Source organism: Streptomyces sp. NBC_00354 (genome assembly GCF_036106915.1).
Taxonomy (GTDB): Bacteria; Actinomycetota; Actinomycetes; order Streptomycetales; family Streptomycetaceae; genus Streptomyces.
Window position 1 is genome coordinate 8,715,890 of the sequence record NZ_CP107983.1, and the last position, 16,093, is coordinate 8,731,982.

Here is a 16,093-nt window from a genome sequence, read left to right on the forward strand (position 1 = left end):
AGTCCCTTGGGTGGAAGGGACCGCCTGTGGTAATCCGGAGAATTTAGGCCCGGTATTCGTCTGAACCTCTGAAGAGCGACGAGAATTCGGATGGGTCGCTCAGTCGAGGGCAGTCGCAGGGTGTCGGTCAATTTCCGTGGTCCGTTCCGTGGGCCGCATTCGAATCCGGAGGTACGCGGTGCCCGCCATGGCTCTGTCCTTGCCCCTGCTGCCAGTCGCCCTGATGGCTCTGCCGGGCGTCTACCAGCCGCAGGCGGACACCCTTCTCCTCGCGCAGGCGCTTGCGCAGGAGGAGCTCGGGCCGCGGACGGACGCGCTGGAGATCGGTACGGGCACCGGTGCACTGGCCCTGCACGCGGCGGGCAGGGGAGCCCGGGTCACGGCGGTGGATGTCTCCTGGCCCGCTGTGGTCACGGCGCGGCTGAACTCCTTGCGCAGGCGGCTGCCCTTGCGTGTCCTGCACGGCGACTTCGCGGCGCGCACCGCGGGGTGTCGCTTCGACCTGGTGGTCGCCAATCCGCCGTACGTCCCCGCCCCCGGGGTCTGGCTGCCGTCACGGGGGCCGGAGCGGGCCTGGGACGCCGGCCCCGACGGACGCGGGGTCATCGACCGGATCTGTGCCGGCGCCCCCGCCCTGCTGAGCCCTGGGGGTGTCCTGCTCATGGTGCACTCGGCGATGTGCGGGGCCGGGGAGACGCTTGACCGCCTGACCGGGGTGGGGCTGGCCGCGCAGGTCACGGCGAGTGCCTCGGTGCCGTGGGGTCCCGTACTGCGTTCGCGACGGTCCTGGCTGGAGCAGCAGAGCCTGGCGGCAGCAGCCGACGAGTGGGAAGAGCTGGTGATCATCCGTGCCCAGTACCTCTGACAGTGCCCCGGCCCCGGTCCGGGCCTCCGTACGGACGCCGGCCCGCCGGGTGTCCGTGGACCCGGAGGGCCCGGTCCTGGTCGAGGGGCCGGTCGAGATCGTCCTGGACGACGGGACGGTCGCCCGGTCCGACCGCTTCATGGTCGCGGTGTGCACTTGCCGCCGCAGCCGTGCCTATCCCTGGTGCGACACCAGCCACCGCCGTCGTGAGCGAGCCGACTCGCCGCCCGAGGACAGGAACCCGCTGTGAACCCTCCGAGCCCGAGCACGGTGGCGCCGGCCGCCAGCCCCTGTCTGGTCGACGGGCGGGGCGACCTGTCCCGCGCCGTGACCGAAGCCCTGCGATCCGGCGGCCCGCCGGTGTACGCCACGGGGTCCGTGCTGAAGGCGGACCCGTGGGGTGAGGACCTCCAGCTCGCCCTCTACCTGCTGTATGAGCTGCACTACCGCGGCTTCGACGGCGTGGACGACGAACGGGAATGGGACCCGGAGCTGCTGCGGCTGCGCCAGTCGATGGAGACCCGCGTCCTGCACGCCCTGCGCACCGAGCTGCCCGGCGCTCCCCGATCGGTCGAGGAGGCCTTCACCCCGCTCCTCGTCGAGCCTGTTGACCTCTCCGGCAGTCTCAGTCACCACCTGGAAACCGAGGGTGAGCTCTGGCAGTTGCGCGAGTACGCGGCCCTTCGCTCCCTGTACCACCTCAAGGAGGCGGATCCGCACGCCTGGGTCATCCCCCGGCTAACGGGACGAGCCAAGGCCGCCATGGTCGCCATCGAGTACGACGAGTTCGGCGCCGGCCGCGCCGACCGTATCCACGCGCAGCTCTTCGCGGACCTCATGGCCGACCTGGATCTGGATCCCGCCTACGGCCGTTACCTGGACCGCGCGCCGGCGCCGCTCCTCGCGACCGTGAACCTGATGTCCCTCTTCGGGCTCCACCGCGCCCTGCGCGGCGCGCTCGTCGGTCACTTCGCGTGCGTCGAGGTCACCTCGTCGCCCGGGTCCAGGCGCCTGGCCAAGGCCATGCGGAGCTGCGGAGCGGGCCCTGCCGCCGAGCACTTCTACACCGAACACGTTGAGGCCGACGCTGTCCACGAACAGGTCGTACGCCACGAGGTCATCGCAGGACTGCTGGCCCACGAGCCGAGCCTCGAGGCGGACGTTGCCTTCGGCTGCGCGGCTACCCTCCTGCTGGAGGACCGCCTCGCGACCTACATCCGCGAGGCCTGGGACCAGAGGCGCAGTGCGTTGCGTTCGCCCCTGCCGGAGGAGTGAGGGGCGGACTCCAGCCAAAGGGGCGGCCCGCCACCGTGAACCCGGGGAGTCTGGTGGTCCTGCAGGAGGAGTCGGAGCAGGCCGGAGTCCGCCGTCCCTAGGGTCGGGCAACTGTGTCACGCCGGTCCCGCTGAGCGTGCCCGCCGGCCAGGAACCGGGGAGATTGGAAGCGGAAGGGGAGTCGCATCGCCTGTCATCGACGCTGACCGGGTCCGGGGGTTGCCCGCGGGGGACCGCTGCTTTCAGTGAGGCGCGGTTTGGTGGCCGAACCAGTGGCGTCGACTGCGGGGGCGTCCGCCACTGAGGTGTTGACCGGACTACGGGCCGACGCGCCGCCGATGTGCACATCACCTGCCTGGTCTAACCGTTACTCGTTGTGCATCCGCATGACGAAGGAGCGCAACGGAGTTGGACGCAGCATCTCGTGACATCCAGTTGATTCGCCTGCCGCGTTGGGGGCGGGTAGCCAAAGGCGGCGGGGCGGTGCCCTGGCTGGTCTTCGATGAGGAGGGCCGAGCGGTGGAGCCGATCCGAAGGTTCCTGGTCGACTTCGTCGCTCGGGACAACCGGGCGGGCAGCGTCCGCAGCTACGCCTTCGACCTTCTGCGTTGGTGGCGCTGGCTTCGGGTGGTCCAGGTCGAGTGGGACCGGGCCACGTCTGCTGAGGTCCGTGACCTCGTGCTGTGGCTGCGGGTCGCGACGAAGCCGCGGGCGTCGGCGCGGACGTACTCGGCGGCGACTGCCGGGACGACGAACACGATCACGAAGAAGCCTTACCTGGATGACTTCTACAAGCCGCGCACCATTCGGCACAGCAACGCGGTGCTCCGCAGCTTCTACGAGTTCTGGATCGAATCGGGCAGCGGTCCGTTGGTCAACGATGCCGGACGAACGGTGGAACGAGCTGTTCGCGGCCCTGCGGTCCAACCGGGACCGGGCGATCCTCGCCCTCGGGATCAGCAACGCCGCCCGAGCCTCCGAGCTGCTCGGAGAACGCGGCGTCGACGTCGACTGGGGAGACCAGCTGGTACGCGTCGAACGCAAGGGGTCCCAGGCCGAGCAGTGGTTGCCGTCCAGCCCGGAGGCTTTCATCTGGCTGCGGCTCTACCAGAGCGAGGGACCGCCGCTGGACCCGCAGGCGCCCTTGTGGTGGACACTGCGTCGCCGTGATCACGGCGAAGGGCTCGCCTACCAGCCCATGAACTACGAGGCCCTGCGGGCAGTCTTCCGCCGGACCAACGCCCTGTTGGGCACGAACTGGTCGATGCACGATCTGCGCCATACCGCCGCGCTACGAATGTCCCGGGACAAGCGGCTCTCGCTGCGGGACGTGCAGACCATCCTTGGTCACGCCAACCTGAGCACTGCCGCCGACGTGTATCTGGTGGAGGAGGAAGCGCAGGTCATCGCCCGGGTCCAGGAGTATCTGGCCGATCGAGGAACGAGCGAAGCACCCCATGCCGGCCGCCGCCGCGACCGGTTACGAGGCGAGCGACCTGGCCGTGCTGTTCGGAGGTGGCCAGTCGTGACTCGACAGGGAAGCCGCCGCGCCAATTCCGTCCGCCGGGCCGGAACCGGCCCCACGCCGCCGAAGCCGCTGTTCGTGGAGCATGACCTCAAAGCAGATAAGGACCGAATCGGTCCGCACGACCACCTCAGCCGGGACAAGGTCCTGGCACTGCTGCCGGCTTCGCCGCTCTGGCCGCAGAGAACCTACAGCCGCGGCATGTGGCCCGGAACCATCAGGCTCGTTGGGGCAGGCAAGATCCTCGACTGGCTGCTGACCTTCCCAGGAGACGGGTGGCAGGGTCGGTGGCTGGCGGCCGGGGCCGACCGGGGCAAGGAGCCGATCCTTGCCCTGAATGAGGGCGACCCGCGCTGCGCGGAGTCCAAGCGCAACGAGCTCATGATGGGGCTCAACAGCCTGCTCGTCAGCCGGGTGGTTCTCCCGCGCTACGTCTTCCTGCGCGGCTACAAGGCGATGCGGCTGTTCAAGGACGTCCAGGAGATGTTCCCTGCCGGGCGGCTGGAGCGGATGCGTGAGTCCGGGGCCGAGGTCGGCATGACACCCCGGCACATCGACGAGGGCCTGCGGGTCATCTCCTCAATGATCTTGCACACGGGCCGGGACCTCGACCAGCTCACCGCTGAGGACGTCTTTTACCTCCGGGCCGTCGGGCGACGGGAGACCGGCGAGGCATATGTGGGCACCCACAGCGCGTGGGACCTGCTGCGTGGAGCGGGGGTCATCAAGTCGAAGGACACCCTCAAGGACGCGCTCCGGCACGGCCAGCGGCCCACCGCCGAGCTGGTCGACGCCTACAACATCCAGTCCACGCAGGTCCGCAACCTGCTCGTCCGCTACCTCGATGAGCGCCGCCCTGGAATCGACTACGGCACCTTCCGTGGACTCGTACGCGAACTCGCCGGCGTGTTCTGGGCGGACATCGAGGCACACCACCCCGGGATCGACACCCTCCGGCTGCCCGACGAAGTCGTTGACGGCTGGAAGGAACGCCTGGTCACCTACGTCCACAAGAGCGGAGAGGTCAAAGAACGCCGGTCCCGCATCGACGTCATGATGCGCGTGCGCGGCTTCTACCTCGACGTCCAGGAGTGGGCGCACGAGGATCTGTTCTGGGCTCAGTGGGCAGTGCCGAGCCCGATCACCCGGGGTGACGGCGCCGGGAATCACAAGATCTACAAGCAGACCACGGCACGGATGCACCAGCGGGTCCGCGAGCGGCTACCGCACCTTCCCGTGCTGCTGGAGACAGCGGAGCGAGTGCACCGCGAGGCCGTCGCGCTGCTGGAGGCAGCCCGCGTCGCTCCTTTCGATGCTGTCTTCGAGCACGATGGGACGCGATACCTGCGGGTCCTTCCCAAGGTGAATCAAGTGCCCAGCCGACTCGATCACGGTTCGCGGCACATCTTCATCAAGGAAGTCGGCAGCACCAGGCGCCGGATCAACCAGAGCCGCGTGGAGGACGACGCCTTCTGGGCCTGGGCGATCATCGAAACGCTGCGGCACACAGGAGTCCGAGCCGAGGAACTGACCGAACTCACCCACCTCGCCCTGGTCTCCTACAAGCTTCCGGACACCGGCGAAGTCGTCCCGCTGCTCCAGATCGTTCCCTCCAAGAGCAACGAGGAACGGTTGCTGCTGGTCAGCCCCGAGCTCGCCAGTGTTCTGGCCACGATCATCAAGCGCCTGCGCGACGCCAACGGCGGAAAGGTCCCACTGATCTCCCGCTACGACTCGCACGAGCGGGTCACGGGCCCCCAACTGCCACACCTCTTCCAGCGGCGGCCCTACTGGCAGCCACAGGTCATGAGCGAGGCCGGGGTCAAGCGCGCACTGGACCGAACCCTGGAGGCCACCGGACTCCGCGACCACGCTGGCGAGCCACTGCGCTACACCCCGCACGACTTCCGAAGGATGTTCGCGACCGAAGCCGTCACCGGCGGCCTGCCAGTCCATATCGCTGCCCGAATCCTCGGTCACAAGACGCTGACCACCACTCAGGCATACCTCGCGGTGTTCCAGGATGACCTGGTGCGGACCTACCGGGGCTTCCTCGACCGGCGCCGAGCCGAGCGGCCCCAAGAGGAATACCGCGAACCGACCCCTGCGGAGTGGCACGACTTCCAGCAGCACTTCGAGCTCCGCAAAGTCTCCCTGGGCACCTGCGGGCGACCCTACGGAACCCCTTGCAAGCACGAGCATGCCCCGTTGACTGAACGAACCACATTGATTGTGCAGTTCAGGGCACGGGTGAGGTCGTCGACCAGTACGGTCTGCGGTCGTGATGAACGATGGTGTGCCCGAGCGGAATCTGTCGAGGTTGACCGTTCCTCGGTGGGGTCGGCTGGTGGAGACTGGCGACAGGTACGAGCCCTACCGGCTCGTCGACGCCGACGGCGCGGCTGTGATGCCTGCCGCGGTGTTCTTCCAGGAGCTGCTCGCAGCCGGGAAGACGGCGGCGACAGTCCGCTCGTATGGCATGGACCTGCTGCGGTGGTGGCGACCTGTTAACTGCACCATGTCCCGATCGTGAACCAGGCGGATCGTCTGGTCTTTCCAGGAGCGTGGTGTGGTGGAGGACGTAAGACGTGCCCTGATGGAGGGGAAATGCTCGCTTCCCGAAGTCGGAGCCGTGGCCGCGGGGACGACGAGAGACCTTCCGTTCGTCCTGGTGGACGCTGACGGCTGCGAGGTCGGGCCGGTCAGTGCTTACCTGAGGGATCTGATGTTGGGGGACGTCAGCCCGCTGACCTGCCGGAGTTACGGGTTCGGGTTGTTGCGGTGGCACCGGCTGCTCTGGTTTCTGCAGATCTCCTGGGACAAGGCTACGGAGGCCGAGGTCGCGGCGCTGGTTGGCTGGCTACGGGAAGCACGCAACCCGCAGCGACTCCGGAAGCGGAACGGTGCGTCTCCCCCCGCGGGGTCGGTGAATCTGAAGACCGGCAAGCCATCGCTCCGGGAGGGGTACGCACCGAGCACGATCAACCACAACCTCAGTGTGGTCAGCGGGTTCTATGCGTTTCATGCGCGGTTCGGTGCTGGTCCGGTGGTCAATCCGGTGCCGGCCTCACGCGGGCGTCTTCAGGCTCTCGCGCACCGTTCCCCATTGGAGCCGGTGCCGGTGTTCCGGCGGGGTCGGCTGCGGCAGAAGGTGCCGGTGCAGGCCCCACGATCAATCCCCGACCACCTGTGGGACGAACTATTCGCCGGGATGGGCTGCGAACGCGATCGCGCGCTCCTGGAGTTCTACGTCTCCTCCGGGGCCAGGGCGAGCGAGCTGCTGGGTGTCGGTCTGGACGACATCGACTGGTCTGGCCAGCTGATATACGTGATCAGCAAGGGCACCCGGATCCGGCAGCCCGTGCCCGCATCCCCGAACGCCTTCCGCTATCTGGGCAGCTACCTGGCCACTGATGGATTGCCGGACCCGAGCCAACCCGTGTGGCGCACCCGCCGCGGGGATCCGAGACCTTTGACGTATTGGGCGATGCGACGCGTTCTCCAGCGGGCCAACGACAAGCTCGGCACGAACTGGACCTTGCACGACGCTCGTCACACGGCGGCGGTCAGGATGGCCGGAGACGAGCGGCTCACCCTCGCCGAGGTGCAGACGATCTTGCGGCACGCTCACCTCGATACCACCGGGCGCTACCTCACGGCCCGCGTGGAGGACCTGCACGACAAGCTGCAGGAGCACTACACCAAGCCCCGCCCCCAGCGCACCTTCGCCTCCGGGTATGACCCGGAGGACATCAAGGCGGTGTTCGGTGGCTGAACTTGAGGCCCTGACCCAGCCGAGCCGGAAGGGCATCAGCCGCTTCGTCAGCGTGAACGCCGCCCCCGCTCCAGCCCCCGCAGTCCCGCCGCGCCCTCAAGGCGATCTGACGAGGGCCTCCATCGAGGAAATCGCGCAGGCGGTACGCACAACATGGCCGACGAAGTCAGCCGACAACCGCTGGAACCGAAGCCGCGGCGCACGGGACCTCCTTCACCACCTGAGCCAGTTCCCGGGCGAGACCTGGCAGGAGCGCTGGGAGGCCAGCGGGTTCAACCAGGGCGGGAACCCCGTGTCCGTCCTGCGATCGGCACCCCGGGACAGGAGCCAGATCGGCACCGGCGCTGCCTGCCTGATGTGTCTGCGGATCATCCAGCCCTCGCTGGAGGCATTCCGGTCGAACACCTTCCTCTACTACGGGCAGCGCTTCCTCACCGCCCAAAACGACCCGCTGCTGGAGAAGTTCTGGGCCAAGGTCCAGGCCACGCCGGTGAACCCGATTCACCACGGGACTGCACTGTTCGACATCGCGGTCACCCTCACCACGCAGGGCATCGCCCTGGCCGACCTGACGCCCGCAGCCTTTCTGCACTATGCGTGGGAGTGCCGCCGTCAAGGACTGGTACTGGGGGCACGCGGAGCCGGCAGCCGGTTCCCCGGACACCTGGCCTGGCAAGTGCTCCACACGATGGAGCACTTCCCTTCCCACGGGCCGGCGACGCTGAAGGCCGCCCTGCTCAACGGGCGGTTGACGGTCGAAGAACTGGTCGACCGCTACAAGATCGGCAATACCGGGGTTCGGCGCCTGCTCGTCGCCTATCTGGAACGGCGCAAACCCGAGCTGGACTACTCAACGCTGGACAACCTGTCCCGTCATCTGGCCAGCAACTTCTGGTCGACCATCGAACAACTCGCCCCCAGTCAGCTCGACTTGCGCATCGACGGCGAGCTCTACCAACGGTGGCGGGAGCGGGTCGCGGTCCGCGTGGATGGCAAAGGACGGCGCGACTTCGACCCCATCCTGCGGGCAGTCCGCGCCTTCTACGCCGATCTGCAGGCGTGGGCCGCGGCGGAACCCGAGCAGTGGGCGATCTGGGTGGCGCCCTGTCCGGCTTCCGACGCCGAGGTCCGCGGCTACGGGATCCGCAAACGACGCGTCAAGGAACGCATGGACGACCGCACCCGGCAACGGCAACCGCTGCTGAGTACCCTCCTGGAACACCTGGAGAACCGGTACGGCCACCTCCGTGACCTACTCGCGCAGGCCGCGGAAGCGGCCGGCGGACAGACAGTCACTCTGGAGGGCCGCACCTACCGGCGCCTGTGGAGCCGGGTGGATGAACGCCGCGTCCAGCTCGGAGGATCGGCGAATGTCCGCGTTCTCGACGTGGAGAGTAACAAGTACATCAACGTCACGCATGCCGAGGACGCCGCTTTCTGGGAGTGGGCGATCGTTGAGGTCCTGCGGCACTCAGGCGTTCGTATAGAAGAGGCCCTCGAACTCACCCATCTCAGCATCCGACAGTACCAGCGGCCCAACGGCGAGGTCATCGCCTTGCTCGTGGTCGCCCCGTCGAAGAGCGACCGGGAACGCGTCATCCCCATGTCCGCCGAGCTGTTCGCCGTCATCGCGGCCATCGTCCGCCGCCACACCGCTGGCGGCCGGACCATCCCGCTGCTGCCCCGCTACGACCCGAAGGAACGGCAGAGCAGCCCGCCCATGCCGTTCTTGTTCCAACGCAAGATCGGTACCAAGCACGAGGTCATGTCAGACACCACCGTGGTGAACATGCTGAAGCGCCACTGCGTGGAGCTCGCCGAACAGCACCCCGGCTTCCTTGCCACCAGCTTCACCCCACACGACTTCCGCAGGCTCCTGGCCACGGAACTGGTGAACAGCGGGCTCCCGATCCACATTGGAGCGGCCCTACTCGGACATTTGAATCTTCAAACGACTCGCGGTTACGTCGCCGTGTTCAACGAGGACGTCGTCCGGCACTACCAGGGATTTCTCGACCGGCGCCGCCAAGCCAGGCCAACAGACGAGTACCGGCCGGTCACCGAACCCGAATGGCTCGGTTTCGAGGAGCACTTCGACCAGCGCAAAGTCGAGTTGGGAGGATGCGCGCGCCCCTACGGGACCCCTTGCCAGCATGAGCATTCGTGTTTGCGTTGCCCCATGCTCACCATCAATCCGAAGATGCTGCCCCGCCTCGACGAAATCGAGGACGACCTCCAAGTCCGCCGCAGGCGCGCCTTACACGAGGGCTGGCTCGGAGAAGTAGAAGGACTCGACCTCACCCTCACCTTCCTCCAGCAGAAACGCGAACAGACCCAGCGGCTGACCCGCATCGCGCCCGTCAACCTCGGCATGCCGGGCATCCGACCTGGCGGTCCATCATGAGCCGCCCGGCGCCACCTGTCTCAGTGGGCAGTTGTACTCTCCCGGGCGCCTACGGCGTCAGGCTGAAGTTGTCAAAGGCTCAGTGAGGTTTTCTCAGCCGTAATCACTTCCAGATTCCGTCGGGGGCGCGGGCGATGTTGCCGATCTGGCTGGGGGCTGACCCGTGACGTACTGCAGGGCAGGAGGTCATCGCGGCTTGAGCTCGGCGGCAGTGCGCTCGCTGAGAGCTCTCGTGAGCCGCAGCAGCTTGTTGAACCTGCGGGTGTCCAACGTGAGGTTCCTCCTCGGACCTGCCTCGGCGGACGACGATACGGATGCCGATCCCCGCGCCGATGTAGCCCTTGTCCGCCAGGGGTGACAGGCCCTCGGCCGCCTTATAGAGCCCAGGCAGTAGTGCGTGGATGCGGGCGGCGGTGACCTCGGCGACACCGGGTTCCAAGTGGCGCCAGCCATTGAACAGAGAGAAGCTTGATATTGAGGAATTCCCCAAGGCCTCCCGTTCTCGATAATTTCGAGACAAAAGGATGGCAATTGAGGTGCAGTTATGAAAATCTCAATCCCCAAGGATATATTCACTAACCCCCTGCAGAAATCCTCATCTCGCAACGATGACGAGACGTTCCTCTTGTTTATTTCTCGGATATTGTCACTCGGGGTCGCACTCATCGTCGTTGCGGCCTTACTGGATTTGATGCATTTCAACGACTGGAAGCAGGATGCGCTAAATGCCTTGTCCTTCATTGGTCGCGGGCTGGGCGAAGCTCTGATTATTGCTTACTTGGTGGCCGTCGTCGTCGAGCCATATATGCGCTCATGGTATGCAAGTCAAACGGCGACTGAACTTTGGTGGGCTGTGCAGCGCAAGAATGTTCCGGATGAAATGCGGCATGCCATTACTTCTCTGGCGAAAAGCAAGGAATTTTACCGGCGAACTACTTGGAAGATGCGCTTCGACCGGACTGACGATGGTCAGCTCGAAGTGGAACTGGAAGTCAACTCAACAGGCACGAGCATCGATGAACCAGTTCATCCGGACGTAGGATTGTGGTTGATGTCTTCGTCAAGCAAGTACAAGGCCAGGCACATAGCCTGGCGATTGGAGATTCCAGACGATGACGCCTCATGGGTCATCGATGAGGATGATTTTCTACGCATCGACTCTGGCGAGCTAGAGGTATCGTCACTCTATCCCGACGACGTGAAAGTCCCTGCCGGAAAAACTTACACGACAAAGAAGCTGGTCCGAGTCTATCCGGCAGGAGATTGGCTACCGCTCAGGACTCGATGTATGACCGGGCGCTTCTTTTACGACATATCAGGCCCGGCTGCTGACGGCCTGGAGTTTTCCGTAAAGCATCCAGATGGAACGACTGCGACAGATAGCTTCAAAAATACCGGGAAAAAGAATATTAGTTTCGAGAGTCCGGCCGGTTCTTTCACGTTGCCTGGACATGTCTCGCTCGTGAGCTGGACGCCTACAGCAGCGGGTGGTGCCGAGTTGGGCGACGCCAAATAGAAGCCGAGCGCGCTGTGAGGTTGCATTCTCTCATAAGCGGGCACCCCAGGCGTGCATTGCGGCAGTCGGCATCTCCCTCAGCGACCCAGGGCATCGGTACCGCGGCGGCCACCCTCGCTACCGCGCCTGTCGAGGCCCGACTTGACTGGTGCAGAGAAGGTTCCTGCACGCGGTCGAGGTGCCGTGGGATCGAGCGACACGCGTGGACGCTCGGGATTTCAGCTGTTGGATCCAGCGGACGGTCAAGCCGCGAGCGACCGCAGCCAGGCGGCGGTCGGCCCGTACAGTCGGCGCCCCGAACCTGGTGACCGGGAAAACGAGCCCTGGGCTCGGCTATGCCCCGTCGACCGTCGCCCACAGCGAGACGGTGCTCCGCAAGTTCTACGACCTGCACCGTGATGCCGGATCCGGGCCGTTGCTCAACCCGTTCCCGCTGGATCTGGCTCGTCGTTCCGGCCGCACGCACGCGCACCACAACCCGATGGAAGGCTGGGCGCCAGAGCGGACCGGCCGCTACCGACCCACGGTTCCGCGCCGCATTCCGCGTTCGATCCCGGACGAGTGGTTCAACTCGCTGTTCGCGGCGCTGCGGTCGAACCGTGACCGGGCAATGATCGCGTTTTGGATCTCCAGCGGAGTCCGGGCCTCGGAGTTGATCGGCGTTCGGCAGTGCGACGTCGACCCTGGGCAGCAGCTGATCAGCGTTGTGCGGAAGGGCTCGCGGGCCCGGCAGCAGGTACCGGCCTCGGCAGATGCGTTCGTGTGGCTGCGGCTCTATCAGCAGGAGCTGCACGGGCTGGTGCCACGGGGCCGAACACAGCCAGTGTGGTGGACGCTGCGGCGTCCGTTTCACCCACTGACCTACCACGGGGCCCACCGGATGTTCGAGCGGGTGAACGCTGCCTTCGGCGCGGACTGGACCCTTCACGACCTTCGTCGCAGCGTCGCCGCCCGGATGGTGCGCGACCCGGCGCTGACGCTGACCGACGTGCAGTGGGTTCTCGGGCACGCGCATCTGATCACGACCGAGATCTACCTCGCGCCGCGCCAGGACGAGGTCGTGGCCGAGGTGCTGGCCCACCACGCCCGGCGGGCAGACCGGCTCGCCGAGCCGGTGCCGCCGCCTCCAGCGCCCGGCTACGACCCCGAAGCCTTGGACGTGCTGTTCGGGCGATCTTCATGACCATCACCACGAAGCACTCGACGCGCCGACAGATGCAGACCGCGAATGCAACAGTCGAACAGGCCCGCGCGCGGAACAACGTGCTGCGGGAACGCTTCCCGCCCCGCTCTGCGGAGGCGTGGTGGCCGGCGACAGCGCAGTCAGCGGACGAGGTGCTGCGGCGGCTGACGACGCCACCCTTTTTGGCTGCCGCGAACGCCACCCGGGCCGGGCGGCGGCGCGGGGTCGCCAAACTTCTGCGCTGGCTGTCCAGCCTCCCGGGGGATACCTGGCAGCAGCGGTGGAAAGCCAGCCGCGCCGAGGAGATCCCTGGCGCGGACTGGACAGATCTCCCGCTGCGCTTCTTGCGCGAGAGTGGGCCGTCGCCGTCGTATGAGCGCGTTGACCTGACCTCCGGGCTTCTGATGCTGGCCTGCGGCGATATCATCCGTCCCGACCTGGCCTGGATGCTCACCCGCACCCACAAGCACCTGGCCCCTGTCATGGCCGAGGTCCGCGACCCCGAGGGGTTCGCACAGCTGGCACAGCTGGCCGAGTCCGGGCCGGCCAGCGCCCGAGGCGAGGCCACCACCTCGGCGACCCGGATCGCCATGATTCTTGCCTGCAGGGCGGGTCGATCGCGGACATCACCGTCGGCGACTGCGTGGAGCTGGTCGACACCTTGCGCTGGGTCCATGTCCGCGGTGGTCAGCGCAAAGTCGACTTCTACCTTCGACTGCGGGCCCTGGGAGTCTTCCCTGAGGACGCCCCGGCCACGATCCGGGCCTTCGGGCTTGCCGCCGGCCGATTGAGCATCGAAGAACTCGTGGATCGCTATCCGATCCGGTGCCGCCCGGTCCGCGACCTGATCGTGGACTACCTGCGCGAACGGCAGCCGTCGTTGGACTACACCAGCCTGGATGCGGTCTCGCGAACCCTGGCCGGGCTGTTTTGGATTCGGCTCGAAGCGCTCTCACCAGGCATCGACTCCCTGCGGCTGCCACCGGCACTGGCCCGCGCCTGGAAGACAGACATCGCCACCAAAAAGCGCACCACAAGCGGCCCGGACGGCACCGCCGTCGAGGTCGCCAGCCCCAGGCTGAACGCCAAGGACGAGCTCATCCGCGTCCGCGCCTTCTATCTGGACATCGCCCACTGGGCTGCGGAAGAGCCAGCCCGCTGGGCCCCGTGGGTGGTGCCTTGCCCGATCAGCGACGACGAGATCAGCAAGGCCAAGGACCGCAAACACCGCAAGGCCCGGATGGACCAGCGCACCCGCGAGCGGCTTCCCGTCCTGCCGGTGCTGGCCGACACCGTCGACCGCAGGCGACGCGCCGCAGCCGAACTACTTGCGGCCGCCGAGCACACCGGGCCCGGGGACCTGGTCCCCGACACCGCCGGAGCCTTGCGCAGAGCCGTCACGTCCAAGGCCGCTGGGCACCTGACCTGGGCCGAGGAGACCTCGACCGGGCGGCGGCGGAACCTCACCTACGAGGAGAGTGAAGCCTTCTGGGCCTTTGCCGCGGTTGAGGTCCTACGCCTGACCGGCATCCGCAACGAGGAGCTCCTGGAGCTGACCCACCACAGCATCACCGAATACCGGCTTCCCAGCACCGGCGAAGTCGTGCCTCTGCTGCAGGTCGCCCCGTCCAAGACCGACAGCGAACGGCTCCTGCTGGTCAGCCCGGAACTGGCGGACATCCTTTCCACCATCATCCGCCGCTTGCGAGGAAGCAACCGTGCGATCCCGCTGGTGACCTCCTACGACGTCCACGAGCGGGTCTGGAACCCGCCGATGCCGCTGCTGTTCCAACGAGATATCGGCACCGAACACCGCGCCTTCACCCCGACCGCGCTCCGCAAGCTTCTGATCAACGCGCTGGCCACCACGGGCCTCACCGATGCCGCCGGCGAACCACTCGTCTTCTCCCCGCACGACTTCCGCAGGATCTTCGTGACCGACGCCATCATGAACGGACTTCCACCACACATCGCCCAAGTGATCTGCGGGCATAAGAGTCTTGACACGACGATGGGCTACAAGGCGATTTACCCTGCCGAGACCATCGAGGCCCATCGCGCCTTCATCGCACGTCGCAGGGCCAGTCGGCCCAGCGAAGAGTATCGGACGCCGACCGAGGCGGAATGGGACACTTTTCTCGCGCACTTCGAGAAGCGCAAGGTCTCCATTGGCACCTGCGGTCGCGCCTTTTCAAGCCCCTGTGTTCATGAACACGCTTGCGTTCGTTGCTCCCTTCTCCGGCCGGACCCGGCCCAGCGCGGCCGGTTGGAGGAGATCCGCGACAACCTCGTCGCCCGCATCGCCGAGGCCGAGCGCGAGGGCTGGCTCGGGGAGGTCGAAGGGCTCCGGGTCAGCCTGGCTGGCGCTGAAGACAAGCTTGCTCAGATGAACCGACGAACTTCCGGCGGTACGACGATCGACCTCGGCATGCCGCGCATAGCCGCAGCTCAACCCGCCCAGGCGGAGGGAACGGCTTCGCTGACACAATCACTGGATGACCAGCAATGACATCCAGTTCGACTGCCAGCACCGTGGCGACGGCGGCCCGCTCGTGATCGTCCCCCGCATCGACGGAGCACCACTCACCGAGCTGATCGACGGGTTCGAGATCACCGATGGGATGCAGCCCGCAGGCGACGCGTACGGCGGTCTGATCCCGGAGTTCTTCCGGTTCGGCCCGATGCAGGATCACTTCCTCGGACGGTCCACCAACGCGATGGGGCCGAAGACACCCGTTCTCGGTTGTGAATGCGGCGAGTGGGGATGCTGGCCCCTCATGGCCCGCATCACCGCGACGGCCGACTTCGTGACCTGGGACGCCTTTGAGCAACCGCACCGCAAGGCGCGCGACTACTTGGCATTCGGTCCGTTCCAGTTTGACCGTCACCAATACGATGACGCTTTGCAAGCCCTGAGCGCGGTGATCGGCTCCGACGTCGACGACACGCGCGCATGAGCGCCACCAGGCGCGGCCTGCTGGGCTTAGGGATGGGGAAGCGGTTCATGGATAGATTCGAGACGGAGAGTCTGGCACTCATGCCTGGCCAGAAGGTGCAGGCCAGGGTCCTCAGCCATCACCCATGGGGTGTGCTCGTTGAGATCGTTGGTTACGAGAACGCTGGTCTGTCGGCCTCTATCGACATGATCCAGCAGTTCTCCCAGACCACGAGCGGCCACGACGAACTACTCGCGCTCTTTCCACCCATCGGTTCGCAGGTCGACGCGGTGATCGAACAGATCCGTCGCTCGCATCCGCCGGTATCAGTGCGGCTCAGCATCCGACCTGCCGACCTGGAGTCGCTGACCTGGGGCTGCGACTTCTGTGGTGAACCGATCACGTTGAGCCCAGGTGGAGACGCCCTCGTCCTGGACTCGCGGAGCAACGACGGGCCGGGAAGCCACACCGTCATCTCCCACCGGCACTGCCTGGCTGAGCGAATCCGCCCGGAGAACAGTGGAGAGCGGGCGCGAGCATTGAAGATCGGGAAGATGTGCTGAGGTCGTGAGGCCCGCGCCTACCGCATGGATGAGCTCGACAGCTCATCCGGC

At 66.4% G+C, this 16,093-nt stretch carries 12 protein-coding genes and 1 pseudogene; all 13 read left to right on the forward strand.

From position 1 onward, the window contains the following. The first annotated feature begins 187 nt into the window (after positions 1–187). Positions 188–865 carry a HemK2/MTQ2 family protein methyltransferase gene (locus tag OHT74_RS40375; protein WP_328623151.1) on the forward strand — a complete coding sequence of 226 codons (678 nt, stop codon included), beginning with the start codon at positions 188–190 and terminating at the stop codon, positions 863–865. Next, the gene (locus OHT74_RS40380; RefSeq protein WP_266674783.1) at positions 849–1,115 is read left to right on the forward strand and encodes a CDGSH iron-sulfur domain-containing protein; all 267 of its coding nucleotides are present in this window, start codon (positions 849–851) and stop codon (positions 1,113–1,115) included. The genes OHT74_RS40375 and OHT74_RS40380 overlap by 17 nt, the downstream gene beginning before the upstream one ends. Continuing rightward, positions 1,112–2,140, forward strand: coding sequence for an iron-containing redox enzyme family protein (locus tag OHT74_RS40385; RefSeq protein WP_328623152.1), 1,029 nt, complete (start codon positions 1,112–1,114; stop codon positions 2,138–2,140). The genes OHT74_RS40380 and OHT74_RS40385 overlap by 4 nt, the downstream gene beginning before the upstream one ends. Before the next feature lie 519 nt (positions 2,141–2,659). Then, positions 2,660–2,815 (forward strand): annotated as a pseudogene (locus OHT74_RS40390) (site-specific integrase); the annotation flags it as partial. A 205-nt stretch (positions 2,816–3,020) separates the two neighbouring features. Further along, positions 3,021–6,176, forward strand: coding sequence for a tyrosine-type recombinase/integrase (locus tag OHT74_RS40395; RefSeq protein WP_328623153.1), 3,156 nt, complete (start codon positions 3,021–3,023; stop codon positions 6,174–6,176). A 58-nt stretch (positions 6,177–6,234) separates the two neighbouring features. Further along, complete coding sequence (locus OHT74_RS40400) at positions 6,235–7,440, forward strand: tyrosine-type recombinase/integrase (protein ID WP_328623154.1); 1,206 nt, start codon at positions 6,235–6,237, stop codon at positions 7,438–7,440. Beyond that, positions 7,433–9,844, forward strand: a complete 2,412-nt coding sequence (locus OHT74_RS40405; protein WP_328623155.1) for a tyrosine-type recombinase/integrase — start codon at positions 7,433–7,435, stop codon at positions 9,842–9,844. Before OHT74_RS40400 ends, OHT74_RS40405 begins: the two co-directional genes overlap by 8 nt. A gap of 544 nt (positions 9,845–10,388) precedes the next feature. Further along, complete coding sequence (locus OHT74_RS40415; protein WP_328623156.1) at positions 10,389–11,360, forward strand: hypothetical protein; 972 nt, start codon at positions 10,389–10,391, stop codon at positions 11,358–11,360. Between the two features lie 367 nt (positions 11,361–11,727). After that, on the forward strand, positions 11,728–12,543 hold the full coding sequence (locus OHT74_RS40420; RefSeq protein WP_328623157.1) for a tyrosine-type recombinase/integrase: 816 nt from the start codon (positions 11,728–11,730) through the stop codon (positions 12,541–12,543). Further along, positions 12,540–13,334, forward strand: a complete 795-nt coding sequence (locus OHT74_RS40425) for a hypothetical protein (RefSeq protein WP_328623158.1) — start codon at positions 12,540–12,542, stop codon at positions 13,332–13,334. Before OHT74_RS40420 ends, OHT74_RS40425 begins: the two co-directional genes overlap by 4 nt. A 449-nt stretch (positions 13,335–13,783) precedes the next feature. Next, complete coding sequence (locus tag OHT74_RS40430) at positions 13,784–15,052, forward strand: tyrosine-type recombinase/integrase (RefSeq protein WP_328623495.1); 1,269 nt, start codon at positions 13,784–13,786, stop codon at positions 15,050–15,052. Further along, positions 15,039–15,500 (forward strand): hypothetical protein, encoded by a 462-nt coding sequence (locus OHT74_RS40435; protein ID WP_328623159.1) that lies wholly within the window; start codon positions 15,039–15,041, stop codon positions 15,498–15,500. The genes OHT74_RS40430 and OHT74_RS40435 overlap by 14 nt, the downstream gene beginning before the upstream one ends. Beyond that, entirely contained in the window at positions 15,497–16,042 is a 546-nt protein-coding gene (locus tag OHT74_RS40440) for a hypothetical protein (RefSeq protein ID WP_328623160.1), read from the forward strand. Before OHT74_RS40435 ends, OHT74_RS40440 begins: the two co-directional genes overlap by 4 nt. Positions 16,043–16,093 lie beyond the last annotated feature (51 nt).